This window comes from Chitinilyticum aquatile DSM 21506, from assembly GCF_000430805.1.
Taxonomy (GTDB): Bacteria; Pseudomonadota; Gammaproteobacteria; order Burkholderiales; family Chitinibacteraceae; genus Chitinilyticum; species Chitinilyticum aquatile.
On sequence record NZ_AUMS01000025.1, the window covers coordinates 1 to 14,356 of the forward strand.

At 55.3% G+C, this 14,356-nt stretch carries 14 protein-coding genes and 1 pseudogene; 7 read left to right on the plus strand and 8 right to left on the minus strand.

Features of this window, described 5'->3' with window-relative positions; all coding sequences use genetic code 11:
* Positions 1-173, minus strand: a 173-nt coding sequence (locus tag H559_RS22330; protein WP_444541994.1) for a Y-family DNA polymerase, incomplete at its 3' end; no start/stop codon positions are given.
* Positions 170-619 carry a LexA family protein gene (locus H559_RS0113000; protein ID WP_155845422.1) on the minus strand — a complete coding sequence of 150 codons (450 nt, stop codon included), beginning with the start codon at positions 617-619 and terminating at the stop codon, positions 170-172. The genes H559_RS0113000 and H559_RS22330, both read right to left, overlap by 4 nt.
* A 105-nt stretch (positions 620-724) precedes the next feature.
* Here H559_RS0113000 and H559_RS20380 point away from each other — a divergent pair, with 105 nt between their 5' ends.
* Complete coding sequence (locus H559_RS20380) at positions 725-1,363, plus strand: SOS response-associated peptidase (RefSeq protein ID WP_245579376.1); 639 nt, start codon at positions 725-727, stop codon at positions 1,361-1,363.
* Positions 1,364-1,466: 103 nt separating this feature from the next.
* On the opposite strand, the pseudogene H559_RS20385 reads toward H559_RS20380, so the two are convergent.
* Positions 1,467-1,882, minus strand: a pseudogene (locus tag H559_RS20385) (transposase); the annotation flags it as partial.
* A 401-nt stretch (positions 1,883-2,283) separates the two neighbouring features.
* Between H559_RS20385 and H559_RS20390 the strand changes: the two are divergent.
* On the plus strand, positions 2,284-6,243 hold the full coding sequence (locus tag H559_RS20390) for a DUF4365 domain-containing protein (protein WP_051279443.1): 3,960 nt from the start codon (positions 2,284-2,286) through the stop codon (positions 6,241-6,243).
* Positions 6,244-6,897: 654 nt separating this feature from the next.
* Here H559_RS20390 and H559_RS0113020 read toward each other — a convergent pair.
* Together H559_RS0113020 and H559_RS0113025 are read right to left on the minus strand one after the other, a co-directional pair.
* Positions 6,898-8,220 carry a type II toxin-antitoxin system HipA family toxin gene (locus H559_RS0113020; RefSeq protein ID WP_028453042.1) on the minus strand — a complete coding sequence of 441 codons (1,323 nt, stop codon included), beginning with the start codon at positions 8,218-8,220 and terminating at the stop codon, positions 6,898-6,900.
* Positions 8,214-8,570, minus strand: coding sequence for a helix-turn-helix domain-containing protein (locus H559_RS0113025; protein ID WP_211230944.1), 357 nt, complete (start codon positions 8,568-8,570; stop codon positions 8,214-8,216). The genes H559_RS0113020 and H559_RS0113025 overlap by 7 nt, the downstream gene beginning before the upstream one ends.
* Positions 8,571-8,901: 331 nt before the next feature.
* Here H559_RS0113025 and H559_RS0113030 point away from each other — a divergent pair, with 331 nt between their 5' ends.
* From H559_RS0113030 to H559_RS0113040, 3 genes are all read left to right on the plus strand, one after another.
* A complete protein-coding gene (locus H559_RS0113030) occupies positions 8,902-9,117 on the plus strand; it encodes a helix-turn-helix domain-containing protein (RefSeq protein WP_028453044.1) in 216 nt (71 codons plus the stop codon).
* A 226-nt stretch (positions 9,118-9,343) separates the two neighbouring features.
* Positions 9,344-9,619, plus strand: a complete 276-nt coding sequence (locus H559_RS22755; protein WP_155845424.1) for a hypothetical protein — start codon at positions 9,344-9,346, stop codon at positions 9,617-9,619.
* 869 nt (positions 9,620-10,488) lie between these two features.
* Complete coding sequence (locus H559_RS0113040) at positions 10,489-10,935, plus strand: hypothetical protein (RefSeq protein WP_028453046.1); 447 nt, start codon at positions 10,489-10,491, stop codon at positions 10,933-10,935.
* Positions 10,936-11,637: 702 nt separating this feature from the next.
* Here the strand turns inward: H559_RS0113040 and H559_RS22760 are convergent.
* On the minus strand, positions 11,638-12,000 hold the full coding sequence (locus H559_RS22760; protein ID WP_155845425.1) for a hypothetical protein: 363 nt from the start codon (positions 11,998-12,000) through the stop codon (positions 11,638-11,640).
* Between the two features lie 413 nt (positions 12,001-12,413).
* Between H559_RS22760 and H559_RS22765 the strand changes: the two genes are divergently transcribed.
* The gene (locus H559_RS22765) at positions 12,414-12,551 is read left to right on the plus strand and encodes a hypothetical protein (RefSeq protein WP_155845426.1); all 138 of its coding nucleotides are present in this window, start codon (positions 12,414-12,416) and stop codon (positions 12,549-12,551) included.
* Between the two features lie 148 nt (positions 12,552-12,699).
* Here the strand turns inward: H559_RS22765 and H559_RS22335 are convergent, their stop codons facing one another.
* Both H559_RS22335 and H559_RS0113060 read right to left on the minus strand, forming a co-directional pair.
* On the minus strand, positions 12,700-13,179 hold the full coding sequence (locus H559_RS22335; RefSeq protein ID WP_081413057.1) for a GNAT family N-acetyltransferase: 480 nt from the start codon (positions 13,177-13,179) through the stop codon (positions 12,700-12,702).
* A 4-nt stretch (positions 13,180-13,183) separates the two neighbouring features.
* The gene (locus H559_RS0113060; RefSeq protein WP_034641325.1) at positions 13,184-13,447 is read right to left on the minus strand and encodes a type II toxin-antitoxin system TacA family antitoxin; all 264 of its coding nucleotides are present in this window, start codon (positions 13,445-13,447) and stop codon (positions 13,184-13,186) included.
* Positions 13,448-14,096: 649 nt separating this feature from the next.
* Between H559_RS0113060 and H559_RS0113065 the strand changes: the two genes are divergently transcribed.
* Positions 14,097-14,356 (plus strand): IS5/IS1182 family transposase (locus tag H559_RS0113065; RefSeq protein ID WP_028452950.1); only part of this gene is annotated, 260 nt, incomplete at its 3' end.

Below are 14,356 nucleotides of genomic sequence, written 5' to 3' on the forward strand. Positions count from 1 at the left end.
AACTGATGCCACGGGTGCCCCATACGAACGCCAAGCGCTTTCACTTCATTGGAGCGCGCCACCACACAGCCATCGTTGTTCGACAGCACCACCACCGGCTTGCCTTCCAGCACCGGCTGGAACACCCGCTGGCAGCTCACATAGAAGTTGTTGACGTCGATGAGGGCAATCATCGTGGCTCCATGAACCAGGCCACAACAACCCCCCAGATGCTCAGCTCCTGCTCCTCGCACAGCACAATCGGCGGAAACGCAGGATTCTCGGCAATCAAGGCCAGGCGCTGCCCGCGTGCATACAGGCGCTTCACCGTGAAATCGTTATCGATGACCGCCACCACAATATCGTCATGCCGCGCCTCGCGGCGGCAATCCACCACCAGAGTGGCACCATCGGCAATGGTGCGACAAGGGTCAGGGCTCACCATGGAATCACCGCTCACCCGGAAGAAGAACGTCGACTCCGGATGCGCAATGAAGCGCCGGTTCAGGTCCAGCCGGTCTTCGGCCCAATCCTCGGCCGGCGAGGGAAATCCGGCCGGCACGGCCACGCCCATCACCGGACAGGACAGAGCCACCGGTGATGCACTGACCGCAAACGGCCCATGCAGAAAGGCAATCATCGCAGTATCCTTGAAGCTGATTGATACTGGCGATTATAGAACGAATGTTCTATTTGTCGATTGCAGCCGATGTGCGTCAACTACCTCCCCATACCGAAACGAACCGTGCTGGAACGCTTCCACGCCGCGCCCCCTGCTGAGGACTGGCGTGAGGAAGTGTGGCAGGACTATGCCGCCCCCATCCTGATCGGTGGTGATCTGGCGCAGCAGTGCGTGCTCGCCAACTATGGTTTTTTGCCGAAACGCCATCTGCCGCCAGGCACTCGCTACAGCACCATGAATGCCCGTGCCGAAACCATTGGCGAACTGCGCAGCTACAAGGGAGCCTGGCAACGCAACCAACTGTGCTTGGTGCCCATGCTGGGCTTCTTCGAACCCTGCTACGAAACCGGCAAAGCCGTGCGGCACCTGATCCAGCGCGAGGACGGCGAGCCCTTTGCCGTTGCCGGGCTGTGGCGTACATGGGAAGAAGAAGGCGGGCTGCTCAGCTACTCGTTTACCCAGATCACCATCAATGCCGACCGGCATCCATTGCTAAGCCGGATGCACAAGCCGGGGGATGAGAAGCGCAGCCTGGTGGTCATTCCCGAACGGGACTACGACAACTGGCTGGACTGCCAGAACATAGACATCGCCCGTGCCATGCTCGGATTTGTTGAGAACGTTATTCTTGTTTGTGCCGCTGTCCCGCAGAAGCAGAAAACTGCAGAAGAAGGTGGACTTTTCGATACTGACTTGGCATGACTCTCATGGGAATTGGGCATCAACTCGGCTCGACAGGTGATTATTAGATCGGGCTTTGTTGCATAAATCCGTTGAAGGTTGAGTACCCCTACCCCAGACGCGCCTATCCCACGCGCACCGTTTCTGGCGCACCAAGTTGGGTGAAGCGGTTTAGCAGTGCTGCACGAATTTGCAGTTCAGCGACCTGACGGTCAAAGTCTCGCGACATTACCCGCTCACCAAGCAGTTTCAGGCAGCACATTTTGGTTTCTTCCAAACTACGGCGGTGGTAGCCACTCCACTTTTTCCAGATCGTCCGACCCAGCTGTTTCGTCGCCCGCAAGGCTTCATTGTGGGCCTGTGCACCGGCGGTGTTTTCTTGCCAAGGCTTGCCATTTGATTGCCTCTGCATTGCGGGCAACAATCGCGGAGTAGCACAGCCTTTGGTTTCATAACCGCCATCTCCGCTCACAAACGCCAGCGGCTGATCCGCTGGAATCTGGACCAGCAATTCCGCGGCAGCATCGGCGCATCACCCACACTGTTTGTGCGGAATCTGGTCACTCGTGACTAACCATTGTGGCGTTCGTGACCACTCCGCTGATGAGATATGATCATCGTGATGGTTTCTGTGACTGCTAATCGGCCAATGCAGTCGTTCGGCGTTCTGGTTGATTCAGTCGGCTAAGCGCCGGTTAGGTGTCTCTCGGCAAGGATCAACCTCCATGCTCCACGCTTTGCGCCATCGCCATATGTCCTAGGCCGAGCTACATTTCTGCACTGCCATCTCGCATCCTCAGGGGCGCCAGCCTAACTGGAACGCAGCTTGCCCTGCGCTCCTTGGTGGCAGGTTGGGTAAACTGACTCCTCCGCAGAGAGACGGTAATGAGCTAGGCAGTTATCGAGAAGCTCTTTTGGATTCAATAGGGACGGAAGCCAACATGCCACACGACGAAGGATTGCCACAGACTGGCGACTCGCAAGAGATCGGACAAGACGCCTACGACTGTCTGCGCGCAAAGCGGCCCAAGGGCTGGCAGCTCACGGAGCTTGGCGGCGTCAACGACTTCGGCTTTGATCTCCAAGTGCAAATCAGCGTGCAGCAGCAGGTTGTCCACCCTTTCCGCCTCCAGCTCAAGGGCACGCGCTCGCCGCAGTGCAGCGCAGACGGGAGCTTCCTCTCCATCAGCCTCTCCACCACGACGCTCCGCTACTTCGACAACACGGACGAGCCGGTCCTTCTGGTTCTATGCGACCTAAGCGTCGATCCAGAGGACCCCCGCGAGTGCCCGCTTCACTACGTCTGGATTCGCGAGGAGCTTGACCGTATCCAAATAGCCTCCATCCCCCTCGAACAGAAAGAGGCCGCGATTCGCGTTCCGAAGGCCAACGTCTTGAATCGCACGACGGATCTGGTCAACGAGGTCCGGAAGCGACATCGTCTTTCTCGAGTTGGGCATGCGTTGGATACCAGCGTAGCCGGAATGGACCCGTCGCTCGGTTCGGAGGATCGAGTCGCCATGGTTGAGTCGATCACCAGAAACATAGCCACCCGCAGTATTGTCTTTGCCCAAGCACTAGCGGATCCCGCCGCCGACGTTTGGATCAATCCTCCGTGCGGCAGCTTGGCCTGGCTGCTCACCGAAGCGAAGTCCGCAGTCGCCAGGGGCAGCGTGGAGAGGTGTGCGGACCTGCTTCTGCAGGCTTCAGAGCGATTGGAGCCTGCGTCGGCGATGGAGAAAGCGGAATACTGGTACCTGAAAGGCCGGCTTCACCTCGTCCGAGGCGATGACAATGGTGCGGCCTACGCATTCAAGAGTGCCGCTGAGACGCAACCGCAGGCCAAATACTGGGCGGCCTGGGCCGAGAGCGAGATGCGCAGGCGGTTCAGAGCCGACCAAGGCGCAGATTATTCGGACATAATGGACGTGCTACCCGCGGACGCAGACCCAGCGCTGCTCGGCGTCAAGGCCCGTCTCCTCGCCGCTAGCCGCAAGCACGGCGAAGCCATCGCGCTTCTTGACACTTTCGATGGTGCTGAGAGCCTCTCGGCGCGGGCCGTTGTCGAAACCATGTTCTCTAATCCCGAACAGGCACTGCAAGCATGCATCGACGGCATCACCTTGGATGAGAAACGGGAGTCGACAAGGCTGTTGTTCCTAATCTTGCGGGCACGAGCGCGGTTCACCATCGCGTTGAGGAGCGCGCGCGTCGAGGCATCGAGCGAAAGGGGGGCGGAGGATGAGGTGCTTCCTCCTTCGGGCCCCATCGGGCTCGACGCGGCCGCGCTGCGCGAAGCGTGGGCTGACATCGAAGAGGCCGTTTCCGCCTTAGAGGAGATCAGATGGGTGTCGAATGCCGAATTCGTGATCGACCTTTGGATCGCGACCGCGAGCATGCTCGGCAAGCAGGAGCAGATTCTCACCCGGGTATTGGCCGCAGCTCGGCAGCGGCCGCAGCAAGCCGAACTCCAGTCGGCAGCAGAGACCCTCGCGGCCCAGTGCGGCGACTTCCAGGCGGCCTTGGAAGCCAACAGCCGGCTACCCGACGGCAATATGAAAGTTTTGCGCCGCGTCACGTTTCTACACGAACTCGGCAAGCACCGCGATTGCGTCGAGTTGATGGTGGCAAACATCGACACGGTAGGGCGGTTGCACCAGCTATTCGGCCCCGCCTTGGTTCTGGCGGCCCTGTCGGCCGACGTGATGGCCAGGGATCATCTGGTCGGGGCTTGGCGCGGTATCTTGCGTTCTGGAGATGCGGAAGATCGGGCGCATGCGGCAATCTTGGACTACTTGCTCGCGCAGCGCAGGAACCAGCTGCAAAGCGGCGAGGCGCTGACTGATCTTGCCCGCGAGGACGAACAGCTTGGGCACCCCAAACCGACCACGCTGTTACTGTTCCAAGAGCTGGACCCTGGCTCTGAGACGCAAGCCGAGCAGTTTCTCGCCGTGGCGACGCGCGTGCGCTCGACGATTCGTCTGTCCCCAGCGATCGCTGTGAGGATTGGAATCTCCTTGGCCACCTTGGGGCGGTGGAGTGATCTGCTCGCCTTGTGCGAGGAAGCCTGCCGAGAGTTTGAGGTCACGGGGCGGATCATGGCATTCGAAGCGCTAGCGCTCGATCAGTTGGGCCGGTCCGACGAGGCGAGGTCCATCCTAGAGAGCATGCTCGACGGCGGCGTTGAGGACGGGCTCGCTTTGAACACCTACGTGAACATCATGGGGCGCTGGGGATTCACTGAGAAGGCCAAAACGGCAGTTGAGTTGATTTTGGAGCGTGCGCAGTCAAAGGAACGGCGCGTCGAGTGCGTCCAGATGCTGTTCAACCTTGAGCGGCATGCGAACCCTACTAGCCCCCGGCTCGTCGACCTAGCGTTTCGCATGGGCGCGCTCGCATCCTGCGACGACGAGGGGGAGGAAGGGGGGTTTCTTAGCATGGTCTTCGCTGCGACAAGCTTCGAGACGGCGGTGCTGAGCGATACGCGCAAGGAGGAGTTCCATGCGCGCATGAGCGCCTTCTTTGAACGGTTTCCCCTGTCGAAAATTCTTCGCCGAGTGGAGCTCCCGGCCGAAGCTGGCGCGGAAGAGATGTTGCGCTCGATGAAGTCCGCCATTGGAGTGTCGGAAGAGCACGAGCAACAACGAGTACGGCTCGAAGCTCAGCTCCAAAGCGGCGAGTTGCCATTGCCTTTCGCGTGGCGTCCACGTTTCGCGCTTGGGAATGTGCTGGATGTGGCACATCTCTGGGAACTGGCGAAGCGTTCGACGGCCGTCGAGAAAAAGTTCCACCTGAACATGGTCGGCGGGTCGTGGGAGCAGCGGCAAGCCGAGTCCTTCCGCTCAAGGGTGCCCTTGTTCGATTTGCTTACTCTGTTCGTGCTCGATGACCTCGAACTGCTCGACAAGGTCTTCGACTTCTTCCCCAAGGTTGCAATTTCCCAAGCAACTTTGGGCGAGCTGATGAGAATGTCACAGCCGTTCTCTGGAAGCATCTACCGCCAGAGGTGCATCGATGTGCAGGATCGCCTCAGGCCGCACCTAGCGCAGATTCTTCAGCCCCACGGAGCGATTTCCGAGGAAGAACTGCACCTGCCAAACTCGTCGCGCGAACTTCATAGCCTTGCGCGCACTGGCGACTATGTCGTCTATTCCGACGACGCCATTTTACGAATGTGGATCTTGGAGGACAATTTCGCCGCTGGCGGTATGTGCACGTTGGACCTGCTCTGCGGATTGGAGGAGACCGGCCTACTGACCACGGAAGAAGTGGCGACCAAACTCGCGCAACTCTGCGACTGGCACGTGGGAATACAAATCCAGCTAAGGCATCAATTGGCTCTAATCCCGGAAACGGTTCGCCTCGCTCCCCGCGTATTGGAGGCTACTGCGCAGCTTCGCGACGTCGCGCCCTTCATGTCGCTCGCCCAAGGTATGTGGGGGCCGGGTACGGACTTCATGAGCGTTATAGATCACGTCGGAACCGTCGTCCGACTATTGCTGAAGGATCCTACCGTGCCGGACGTCGCCATTGGCGCCTTAGTCGCGGTCTGGATCGACCACGCAACCGCGAGGCCCGACATGCCACTTCCCGCGCTCCAACTGGCGGCGCACATCGCCGTGTATGCCGTGGCGCCTGAACATCTACCAATCCAGGCTGCCCGTCGGCTTTGGAACGTGTACTTCGGCGTAGTCGAGGCTGTGCACGGCACGCCAGACTCGAAGGTTTACGCTCTCGCTCTCGCTCAAGTCGCGCGAGAAGCGGGCGCTTTGGACAAAATCGCGGTTGACGAGGGCGTCACTCTGAAATCGACCATCGGTGAGCGGTTCATGCTGGGGCTGGACTCCAATTCCAACGCGTGTGTGGCGTTTTCGGCCTTTTACACTCGCGCACTCAAATGAATGAAAACTCCGGCCTCTTCAGGAATCTGTTCTTACTAGGTCTTCACTTATTGGCATTGACCGAGAGAGCCGATTGAAGGATTAAACGGTCGATGGTGAAGCCCGTTGTTGATTTACTGGTGATTGCAGGACGCTGCTGGTGCGAGTGACGGCCTCCAGTTCTAGAGCGGACCTTCGCGGTAGCTGCCTTGGCTGACTGCTTTGGCCGAATTGCAGACAAAAAGCTGCCGGGCAGGTCACCAGCGGCCTGCACTCAAGTCATCAGCGATATGATCACGAGGGATCAGAATGGGTGTTGATGTCCACCACAATCCGCATCGGCCTTACCTCCCCGCGCACCGGAAATTCAGCCACAACGCCGACCTATCACCGCGCCTGCTGCGGCGTATCTAAAAAACCAAGTCGTATACTATCCACTCCGGCGCAGTCATCAATTGGATCTTGCGACCCTGCCAGCTTGACCAGTCAAGGGATGAGCAACTACGTCTGGAATGGCTGCATTACGCTATACGCTCAGGCGTTGCCTTGTCGGGCCGGCCGGTGTGGGTAGTTTCCCCGCCGGCCGAGGCCTGCATGCACCAAACCGCAGACGGGGTGCATTTTCAGCCCAAGGGCTACCGCATGGTCATAAGCAGTTTGCTGGACTACCGGTAATCACAACTGCAGTCGCAAGCTCGCAGACACTTCGAGAATCAGGGACTCAGGCACATCTTCCACCCTTGCACGCACCGCCCATTGACTCACTACATCTAGCGTCTCATCAACGATGTTGTTAATCAGCGAAGGGGTGAAACGGGGACTCAATGCAGAAAATGACAATAAGTCGGCTCGTTCAAAATTTTCCCGCTTGCCATTTATGGTCAACGCATGGCTATTAACCCATCGGCTACCCGGTTTGTAACTGAACGCCAAATCATAGGCCGGAGCAAGTCTCCAGCGCTGTTCAGCTGGATCAAGGAGAAATGCGAAATTTTTGGGATGGTCATCATGATTTCTGGCTATGACGTTGAATATCATACGCCGCAACATCTGCTCGGCATCCTCGTAAGGCAGCCTAAGCCTGCGCATTACCTGAAACAGCTCTTCATAAGAATATTGCCCAACCCGTTTGTAGCTGACGTGAGCCAGCCCGTTCAAGGTCTGGACATGAACTTTATGATTACCTACCCGATCAAAGCGTTGCGTAACAAAGTGGCGGCGGGGACCTTCCGGTAACAGCCGGCAGGGCATCATTTTGATGTTGCAGTCGGTAGCCATCAGGTAGTAGACATACTCCATGGCACCAAACCCTCTGGGGTCACCAAATGTCTGTTGCTCGCTCCGCTGCTCATAGACACCATCGAATTTGAGTAGGCAATGCGTGAAATTCTCTGGCGCGTCAACCTGGCCTGACTTAACCCGGGTGAAATCGGAATTGAAAGCGAGTACCGCTTTGGGGCGAGCTCCACCGGCACTGGTGCCCACAGATAGCAGTGACATCATCGTGCCCACGTCATCACCGGCCAGCTCAACATCAAACTGCTGTCGTTGATCAAGAATGGACTGAGAAATACTGACCAGTTCTTCGATGGCAACATTAGCTACCGCGTTCAGACTGTGCATGTTTTTGGCCGGAGAAAATTCCAGGGCTCCCATGCCACGAATGCCAGTGTACTGAAGCCGTTCAATCGGAGTAATACTCCTTGGATCGCGGCCATGACGAGCAATCCAGGCATTCAGTACCGCATTACCAAAATCATCAGGCAGAGAGTCAGCCAACAACCCGGGTAGTCCTTTGAATGCTTCGGGATCCAATGCCGGGAACTGATAGATTTTTCCGCGCACCAAAGGCATCTGCAGCGGCGAAAGCTCTATACCGGTTTCAACAAAGCGGGGCGTGTACTCGAATGTGGTCAATCCTGTATTTGGGTCATACGCTGCCGCACCTGCATCCATGCCCTGATAACAGACGATGATGGCATCGTGTCTGGCTACCATGAATCATTCTCCTCGCCATGATGCGTGGAGGAAGTCGGATTTTTCTCAGCAGACTTCCTGCTTGCCCGCTGACGTTTTTTCCCCTGCAGCATGGCCAATTGAACGGGCGAGATCTGTTGCGGTGGTAAGAACAGATCCAGTTGCTCGGTCAGCTTGAGCGCCACCATGATGGCGAGCAGCGTCACAAGTTGCACCTTTCCTTTTTCCGCCCCAGTAATGGCGTTGCGCGAGAGCCCGGTTTGTTGCGCAAGATCGGCAATCGATATATTGGCATTTAACCGCGCCTGCTTTAGCCGAGCACCGATTTCAGCAGCGATTACCCCTGCCGTAGCCCCACGCAGTACAGTCATTTCACCACCCATTTTTGGTTAGTTAAACACGTTTTGACGGCACATAGCCCCATTATTGGGCTGTCATCAAGCATACGTTTACAACGATTATAAACCCATTTATGAGGCGTAATCGATTATAAATGCCCATAACAGGCCATTTTTGAGCTATTGAACAAATCATCCATAGTCTAGAAGATCAAGACTCACTAACCCACCACCCGACTTGCCTTCTGGCCGGTCGAGTTTTTCATGCCCTTACCACCCAAAAATATGCAATAATGCACATATCAAAAACCAGTGCAATCAAAATGGGCACAAATGCACAATACAACGTACCCCCTCATGGACCATGATTTATACGCTTGCTGCTCGCCGCGGACTCAATAAATCTCAGCTGGCCGCCGCCGCCGGTATCGATCCATCCGTCATGGCTCGGTCGTATCGCCGCGAAGCGATCAGCCTGGATAATCTTGCTTCGCTGGCCAGCGTGGTCGGCCTGTCGATTGCCCTCACCGAAGCAAAATCGGAGCTCGCCCGCCAACTGGATGAAGGGAGTCTGTTCTGATGGATCAGTTCGGGGTGATCTGGACACAACTGGCCGGCCAGCAGTCTGATCCTGAATGAGGCCATTTGCCGTGCCTTTGCCTGCGCCAAGCTGGGCAGCATTGCATCCATTCCGGATGATCTGCTCGCCGCCAGCGCGCGCTAAGCAACCATGCCGATCCTGATTCAGGGTCGGCTTTTCTTTTGGCCGGTGTACCTAAAAGTTACACGTCGACAGCATGGCCACAATGAAAAACACCACCAGACAAGCTGGTGGTGTTCAGGTTGTACTGCCAAATCTCACCAACGAGTTTCAATCGGGCAAGAATCAGCATTCATCACTTTTTCAAATGTCCACCTTTCGCTGCCAGATCCCGCTCTCGTGGCTGCCGAGAGGATTCCCATTATGGGGAAGGAGCAGTAATGTCTCGCCAATTAAATGTGGCCACAAAGAAGAAAAACCCCGTAAAAACGGGGTTTTTCTTTTAGGAATGGGGGCGCAAGCTATCGGGGTTGAGCAGTGAAACTGCCGTCTTCGTCCAGGTCTTGCCCCGCTAGACATTCGGCTAACTACTTACAGCCATTCGATAAATATTACATACTTATGCTAAACATAGTCAATTCGCGAGACGGTCTCGCATCCTGAAGGCTGCTTTTATTTTTGTTTCTTCTCTCCCTCAAGCCATCGATCACTATGGGGGGCGTGCTTGCAATTGACCAACTCTTCGAGGCATACATCACATCCAAGCAAGGCCATCTTGGCGAAGAATCAATAAAGCGGATGGCCTCATGTTTTCAAAAGCGTATGGGCGTCCACCAGGCCTTCACGGTGGCTGAGAATCTGTTCCTAAGGGCGCACCACGAATCTCGAGCGATGCAAACTTTCGGAGAGATCCATGCACGACATCAATACCCTCTAGCTCTTTGTGGTTTTTACCCTATAGTGGTTTTTATTGCGCATGTTGCGTCTGTTTGATTTAATCAGCGAATCAATTCGCCAGCAAAGTGTTGCCTCAGCGTAAGCTTGGCTGGACACAGTACCCTCCGTGGGTTGCACGAAAATCCTGTCGTGTATGACGTTGCGGGCCGGCCAGACGGGCCTATCAGGAGATAGTCTGGCGCTATTCCCCGGGGCGATCATATCGAACCGGACACCGAACCCTGATCTCCGGGGTTGGCCGGAACCGTTGCCGGCGAGACATTGCGGGGCGCGCCAGTCGTCCCATCATTCGGAAACTGGCGCCTATTTTCACTGGTTGCCGCAGGCGGGCATTTGAGCACGTTGTTCACCACACCTGCTCCACGGCGAACTGTTCCTTGAAACCGGACCTTTCCCCATGTATGGGCCTTTTCAGAAAGCATTGTCATTTTGGTAATTCGAACAGGATAAACCATGGACTACAACTTGCCGCTTTCGATGATGTGCTCGATGCTTTTTCTGATTGGGGCTGTCATCCTTTGGGCGGGTTTCAACCATCACCAAACCACGAAACTCAAGTGGATGGGTGACAGACCTGCCAGCTTTGTCTTGTTGGTGCTGCTGATGCCCTTTGTGCTGATGGCGCTTTTCAATACAGTACCCGCCATCTATGCGCTGGTGGTGGCGCTGGGGGCGTGGCTGTTCCGCCGGCCAATGGTTGGCTTGCGCGGACATCTGTGGGGGTTCGTGACCGTGCCGCTGGTACCCGCCATGCTGCTGATATATGCCGCCATGGACGGGCGCCTGCCATGGCTACAAGCACTGGATAAGTCCGCGGTCCTCTTGTCTCTGGTTGCTGTGGTACTGCTGGTAGACAAGATCTCGGAATATCGGTCGCGTCATGGTATTGCGAAGCGTTGACCTTGCATCTGGTTAGCCAATGCTCGCCTCCCGGCACGAGAGCAGCCCGCGTGGCAGATCTGGGTTCGTTGGTGAATGTGGTTCAGCTACTAACGAACAAAGGCCGACATGGCCGTTGGTTTGTGGGAGATCTTTTTGATGACGTCGAAGGTTCCCTATCAGGCGATAAGAAATGAATACCATGAGAAATCTACCGGCTCTTATGGGAAAGCAGACATCAACAAACGAGCGCTGGCTCCATAGGTGACGATTTGATCAGCCCTTCGTCCATTCGCAACTATCTCAAGCCCGCTAGCGCCTGCTGCTGTGCACTGCTATGCACGTCTTTATGCTGGACCGGACTGGGTAAGCTTGGGCCTGCGGAAAACACCCTCTACTGGCTTGCGATCGCAGACTACCCTGCGACGCTGATCTCACTGGCAGGCTGGGTTGGACTACTGGTCACAGGAGCTGTCCTCTATGGCTTTCTGCGCGGGATTCTGGTGGAGAAGGCTCAATGAGCGACGTGGTATTCACTTTCGGCCTGTCCATCAGTCACTTGATGGACAGCCTCTTGGCAAAAATCAGCTGATCTCAAGGCAAACTGGCGACAGTTGGGCAAATCTTGAAAGGCTGTTCGAAGAAGATTGTCTTACCGAGGGGAAATGCCATGCTGCCGTCCGTTTTCATTTCAGGACCTGGACAAGGTGCAGAGAAATGTCTTCAGCCGTGGCTCGCATCGCCCCGAAGCGCATCGATGATACGCGCATCAAATTCGACCTGAATGCGGCCCGGCAGTCGGAGGATTTTCATCACCGGTGTCATGAGGTCGAAACCATTGTCGAAATAACGATAAATCAGAATTCCCTGCAGTGCGGTGATTGCGTCATCCATACCTTGGATTGACGTCGTGATTTGAACAAGCGAACCTACGGAGCGTTCGCGCAACTCATCGACTAGCGCAGCCCAGAGCTCGTGCGCAGCAGTGGGCATCGGTGCAGTTGAGGTAACCACATAGCGGTCGTGGCCAACAGGAGCTTCTGAAATGTATTGGCCGTGGCCAACGCGCTTAAGATTAGCAAACATGCCACTCAACACATCGCCTGGGAGATTGAATGGGCCATAGGACGGGGGAGTCGGGTCCGAGCCAACCACCGACAAGTGTGCTTTCCGATTTCCGCCTGGCAAATAAGAAGTCATCTGAGGTGAGTTCTACATATTGAGATCCATGGCGGATTGTATAGAGTACCCATTATGTAAGAAACGCATCACCCTCACTTGTGTCAATAATGTCAAAGGGTATGCCTCTGGTGCCGTCAGCACCGCCCTCATAGCCTTACGCAAAGCCAGCCATGTGTGGTGAAAGTCTCGCGGCTCATACGAGCAGGAAGGTTCAGCCTGGATAGACTAGCTAAAGACCAAAGGCGTAATCTGATTTTCGAGGACCTATCAGGTTGGCGAATTGCAACGGCTATACTCACCACAGGAGGTAATTAATCATGGACTTCGCGCTGCTATTTGCATTCATAGGTGTCACGCTGGCAATCGCCTACGGCACAGTTGCTTTCTTTGCACACATTTCCAACAAGCAACACCACAAACTTGACCATGCACCGGTAGATAGCAAGGGTCAGTGATGCATATCTAGCAAGGCACTGGCCTTGCAGGAGAGATTGAGTGTAATCACCCGGCGAAGTCGTCTGTGAAGTGCAACCCCAACATTGGCTTGCGGCGAATACACGCGTCATTCACCCCATATTTCACGGCTAATAAGCAAACCAGCAGTTAATCAAGTCGAATCCGCAGCATCAAGATTAGCTGATTTATTTCTGACTCCACAAAACCATAATGCAGGCAAAAATCGCGGGCTGATTCATTCAACGCATGAACCAGCATGGCGCGAATGCCGATTTCCTGCGCCAAGCGTGTGGTGCGTTGCACCGCATTTTGCAGCAGATCAGCGCCAAGACCTCGGCCATGCTGACGATGGTCAACGGCAAGCCGGCCTAAAACCATCACGGGAATTGAGTTGGGAATATTACGCCGAATGGCATTGCCCGAGCTGGCATGGTCAACAGCGCCGGCTGCTAAGGCATAGTAACCATGTACCACGCCGGCATCATCCGTCACAACAAAGGTTCGTGATGCACCCGATGATTGATTGGCTAAAGCACGCCGGCACAACCAGTCATTCAGTACTGGCTCATTACAATCAAATGTGCTGATATCGTGCTCAGCCCGCAATACAGTGGGGGCATGAAGCATCAGCTTATTTTTCCCATGCTGGTCGACGGGACAGCAAACGCTCTAGCTCCGGATTGGCGTCAACAGGTGCATCCAGTGCTGCACTGAAGCGCGCAAACGCCGCTTCATCCAGCGCAAAAAAAGTTCGGTCAAGAATAACGGCCTGTGCTTTTTCACACGCAGCTTCCAGCATGAAGTCAGATCGGGTTTTGCCCAACGCACTGGCGGCACGATCAATCAGATCGCGCTGCTCAGAATGGGCTCGCAGATTAATCGCAATGTCTCGCATAATAAATGCATACACAATGAATACACATCACTAATCTAGGCTGGCGCATGCACATTGTCAATACAGCATCAACCCATTCACCGGCGAAGAGCGCAGTGCCGATGCTTTTGCGGCTTACTGCGGATCAGGCGCCTAACTGGCGACGAGCGAGTACGGATTGCAGGTCACTGCGTCCGTCCACAATCAGATTACATTCCGCATAGATGTCTTGTCTCAGATGATCACATCTAAGCGGGTTTGCGCCACAAATCTGCCTTCTTGTAATTTATGCAGCGTTTTACGATCCAATTTTGTGTTTCAACCACCGAATTGCTTACAAAAAACACTGCATTGTATCGCATACCTTACAGATACACTTATCATGAATCGGCTTACGCTACGAACCGTCTGAAATTTTGCTCAAATCCTTCCTGAAATCACATTCGAGCGGGAATTTTCAGCTTGAATTCGGAATTTCTTTCAGAAAATCACATCCCAGCGGGCTTTTTCGGAGCCACACCGCTTTTTGTAAGTATTCTGTACATACGCGTTGAAAATTGCCCAGTTGGGAAATTTTGGATGCGTACAGACAGTTCTCTTCGGCTTTGTTGCACAAATCGGCACGCATCCTGCTTGATCTGACCACATCACCCCCCAATCCGTCATCAGCATGAGCAAACCAGCCCCGCCAAAGTACCGCACCACCAACTGGAAATCCTACACTCATGCGCTGCGCCAGCGTGGTTCTCTGTTGATCTGGCTGGACAAGGACATGGCATGGTTTGCCGCTCCAACCGGCAAACGTGGTCGCGCCGAACGATTCAGCGATGCAGCGATTCAGTTCTGTTTGATGGTCAAAAATCTCTTCAATCTGGCGCTCCGCCAAACTACGGGCATGGTCGCCAGCCTGTTGAAACTGGCCGGATTGGA

Excerpts from the sequence above, each read along its gene's own strand:
- H559_RS22755 (WP_155845424.1), top strand. The coding sequence starts at position 9,344 with ATGAAAAACACCACCAGACAAGCTGGTGGTGTTCAGGTTGTACTGCCA.
- H559_RS0113030 (WP_028453044.1), top strand. The coding sequence starts at position 8,902 with ATGATTTATACGCTTGCTGCTCGCCGCGGACTCAATAAATCTCAGCTG.
- H559_RS0113000 (WP_155845422.1), bottom strand. The coding sequence starts at position 619 with ATGATTGCCTTTCTGCATGGGCCGTTTGCGGTCAGTGCATCACCGGTG.
- H559_RS22760 (WP_155845425.1), bottom strand. The coding sequence starts at position 12,000 with ATGTTTGCTAATCTTAAGCGCGTTGGCCACGGCCAATACATTTCAGAA.
- H559_RS20390 (WP_051279443.1), top strand. The coding sequence starts at position 2,284 with ATGCCACACGACGAAGGATTGCCACAGACTGGCGACTCGCAAGAGATC.
- H559_RS22335 (WP_081413057.1), bottom strand. The coding sequence starts at position 13,179 with ATGCTTCATGCCCCCACTGTATTGCGGGCTGAGCACGATATCAGCACA.
- H559_RS22765 (WP_155845426.1), top strand. The coding sequence starts at position 12,414 with ATGGACTTCGCGCTGCTATTTGCATTCATAGGTGTCACGCTGGCAATC.
- H559_RS0113025 (WP_211230944.1), bottom strand. The coding sequence starts at position 8,570 with ATGACTGTACTGCGTGGGGCTACGGCAGGGGTAATCGCTGCTGAAATC.
- H559_RS0113060 (WP_034641325.1), bottom strand. The coding sequence starts at position 13,447 with ATGCGAGACATTGCGATTAATCTGCGAGCCCATTCTGAGCAGCGCGAT.
- H559_RS0113040 (WP_028453046.1), top strand. The coding sequence starts at position 10,489 with ATGGACTACAACTTGCCGCTTTCGATGATGTGCTCGATGCTTTTTCTG.
- H559_RS0113020 (WP_028453042.1), bottom strand. The coding sequence starts at position 8,220 with ATGGTAGCCAGACACGATGCCATCATCGTCTGTTATCAGGGCATGGAT.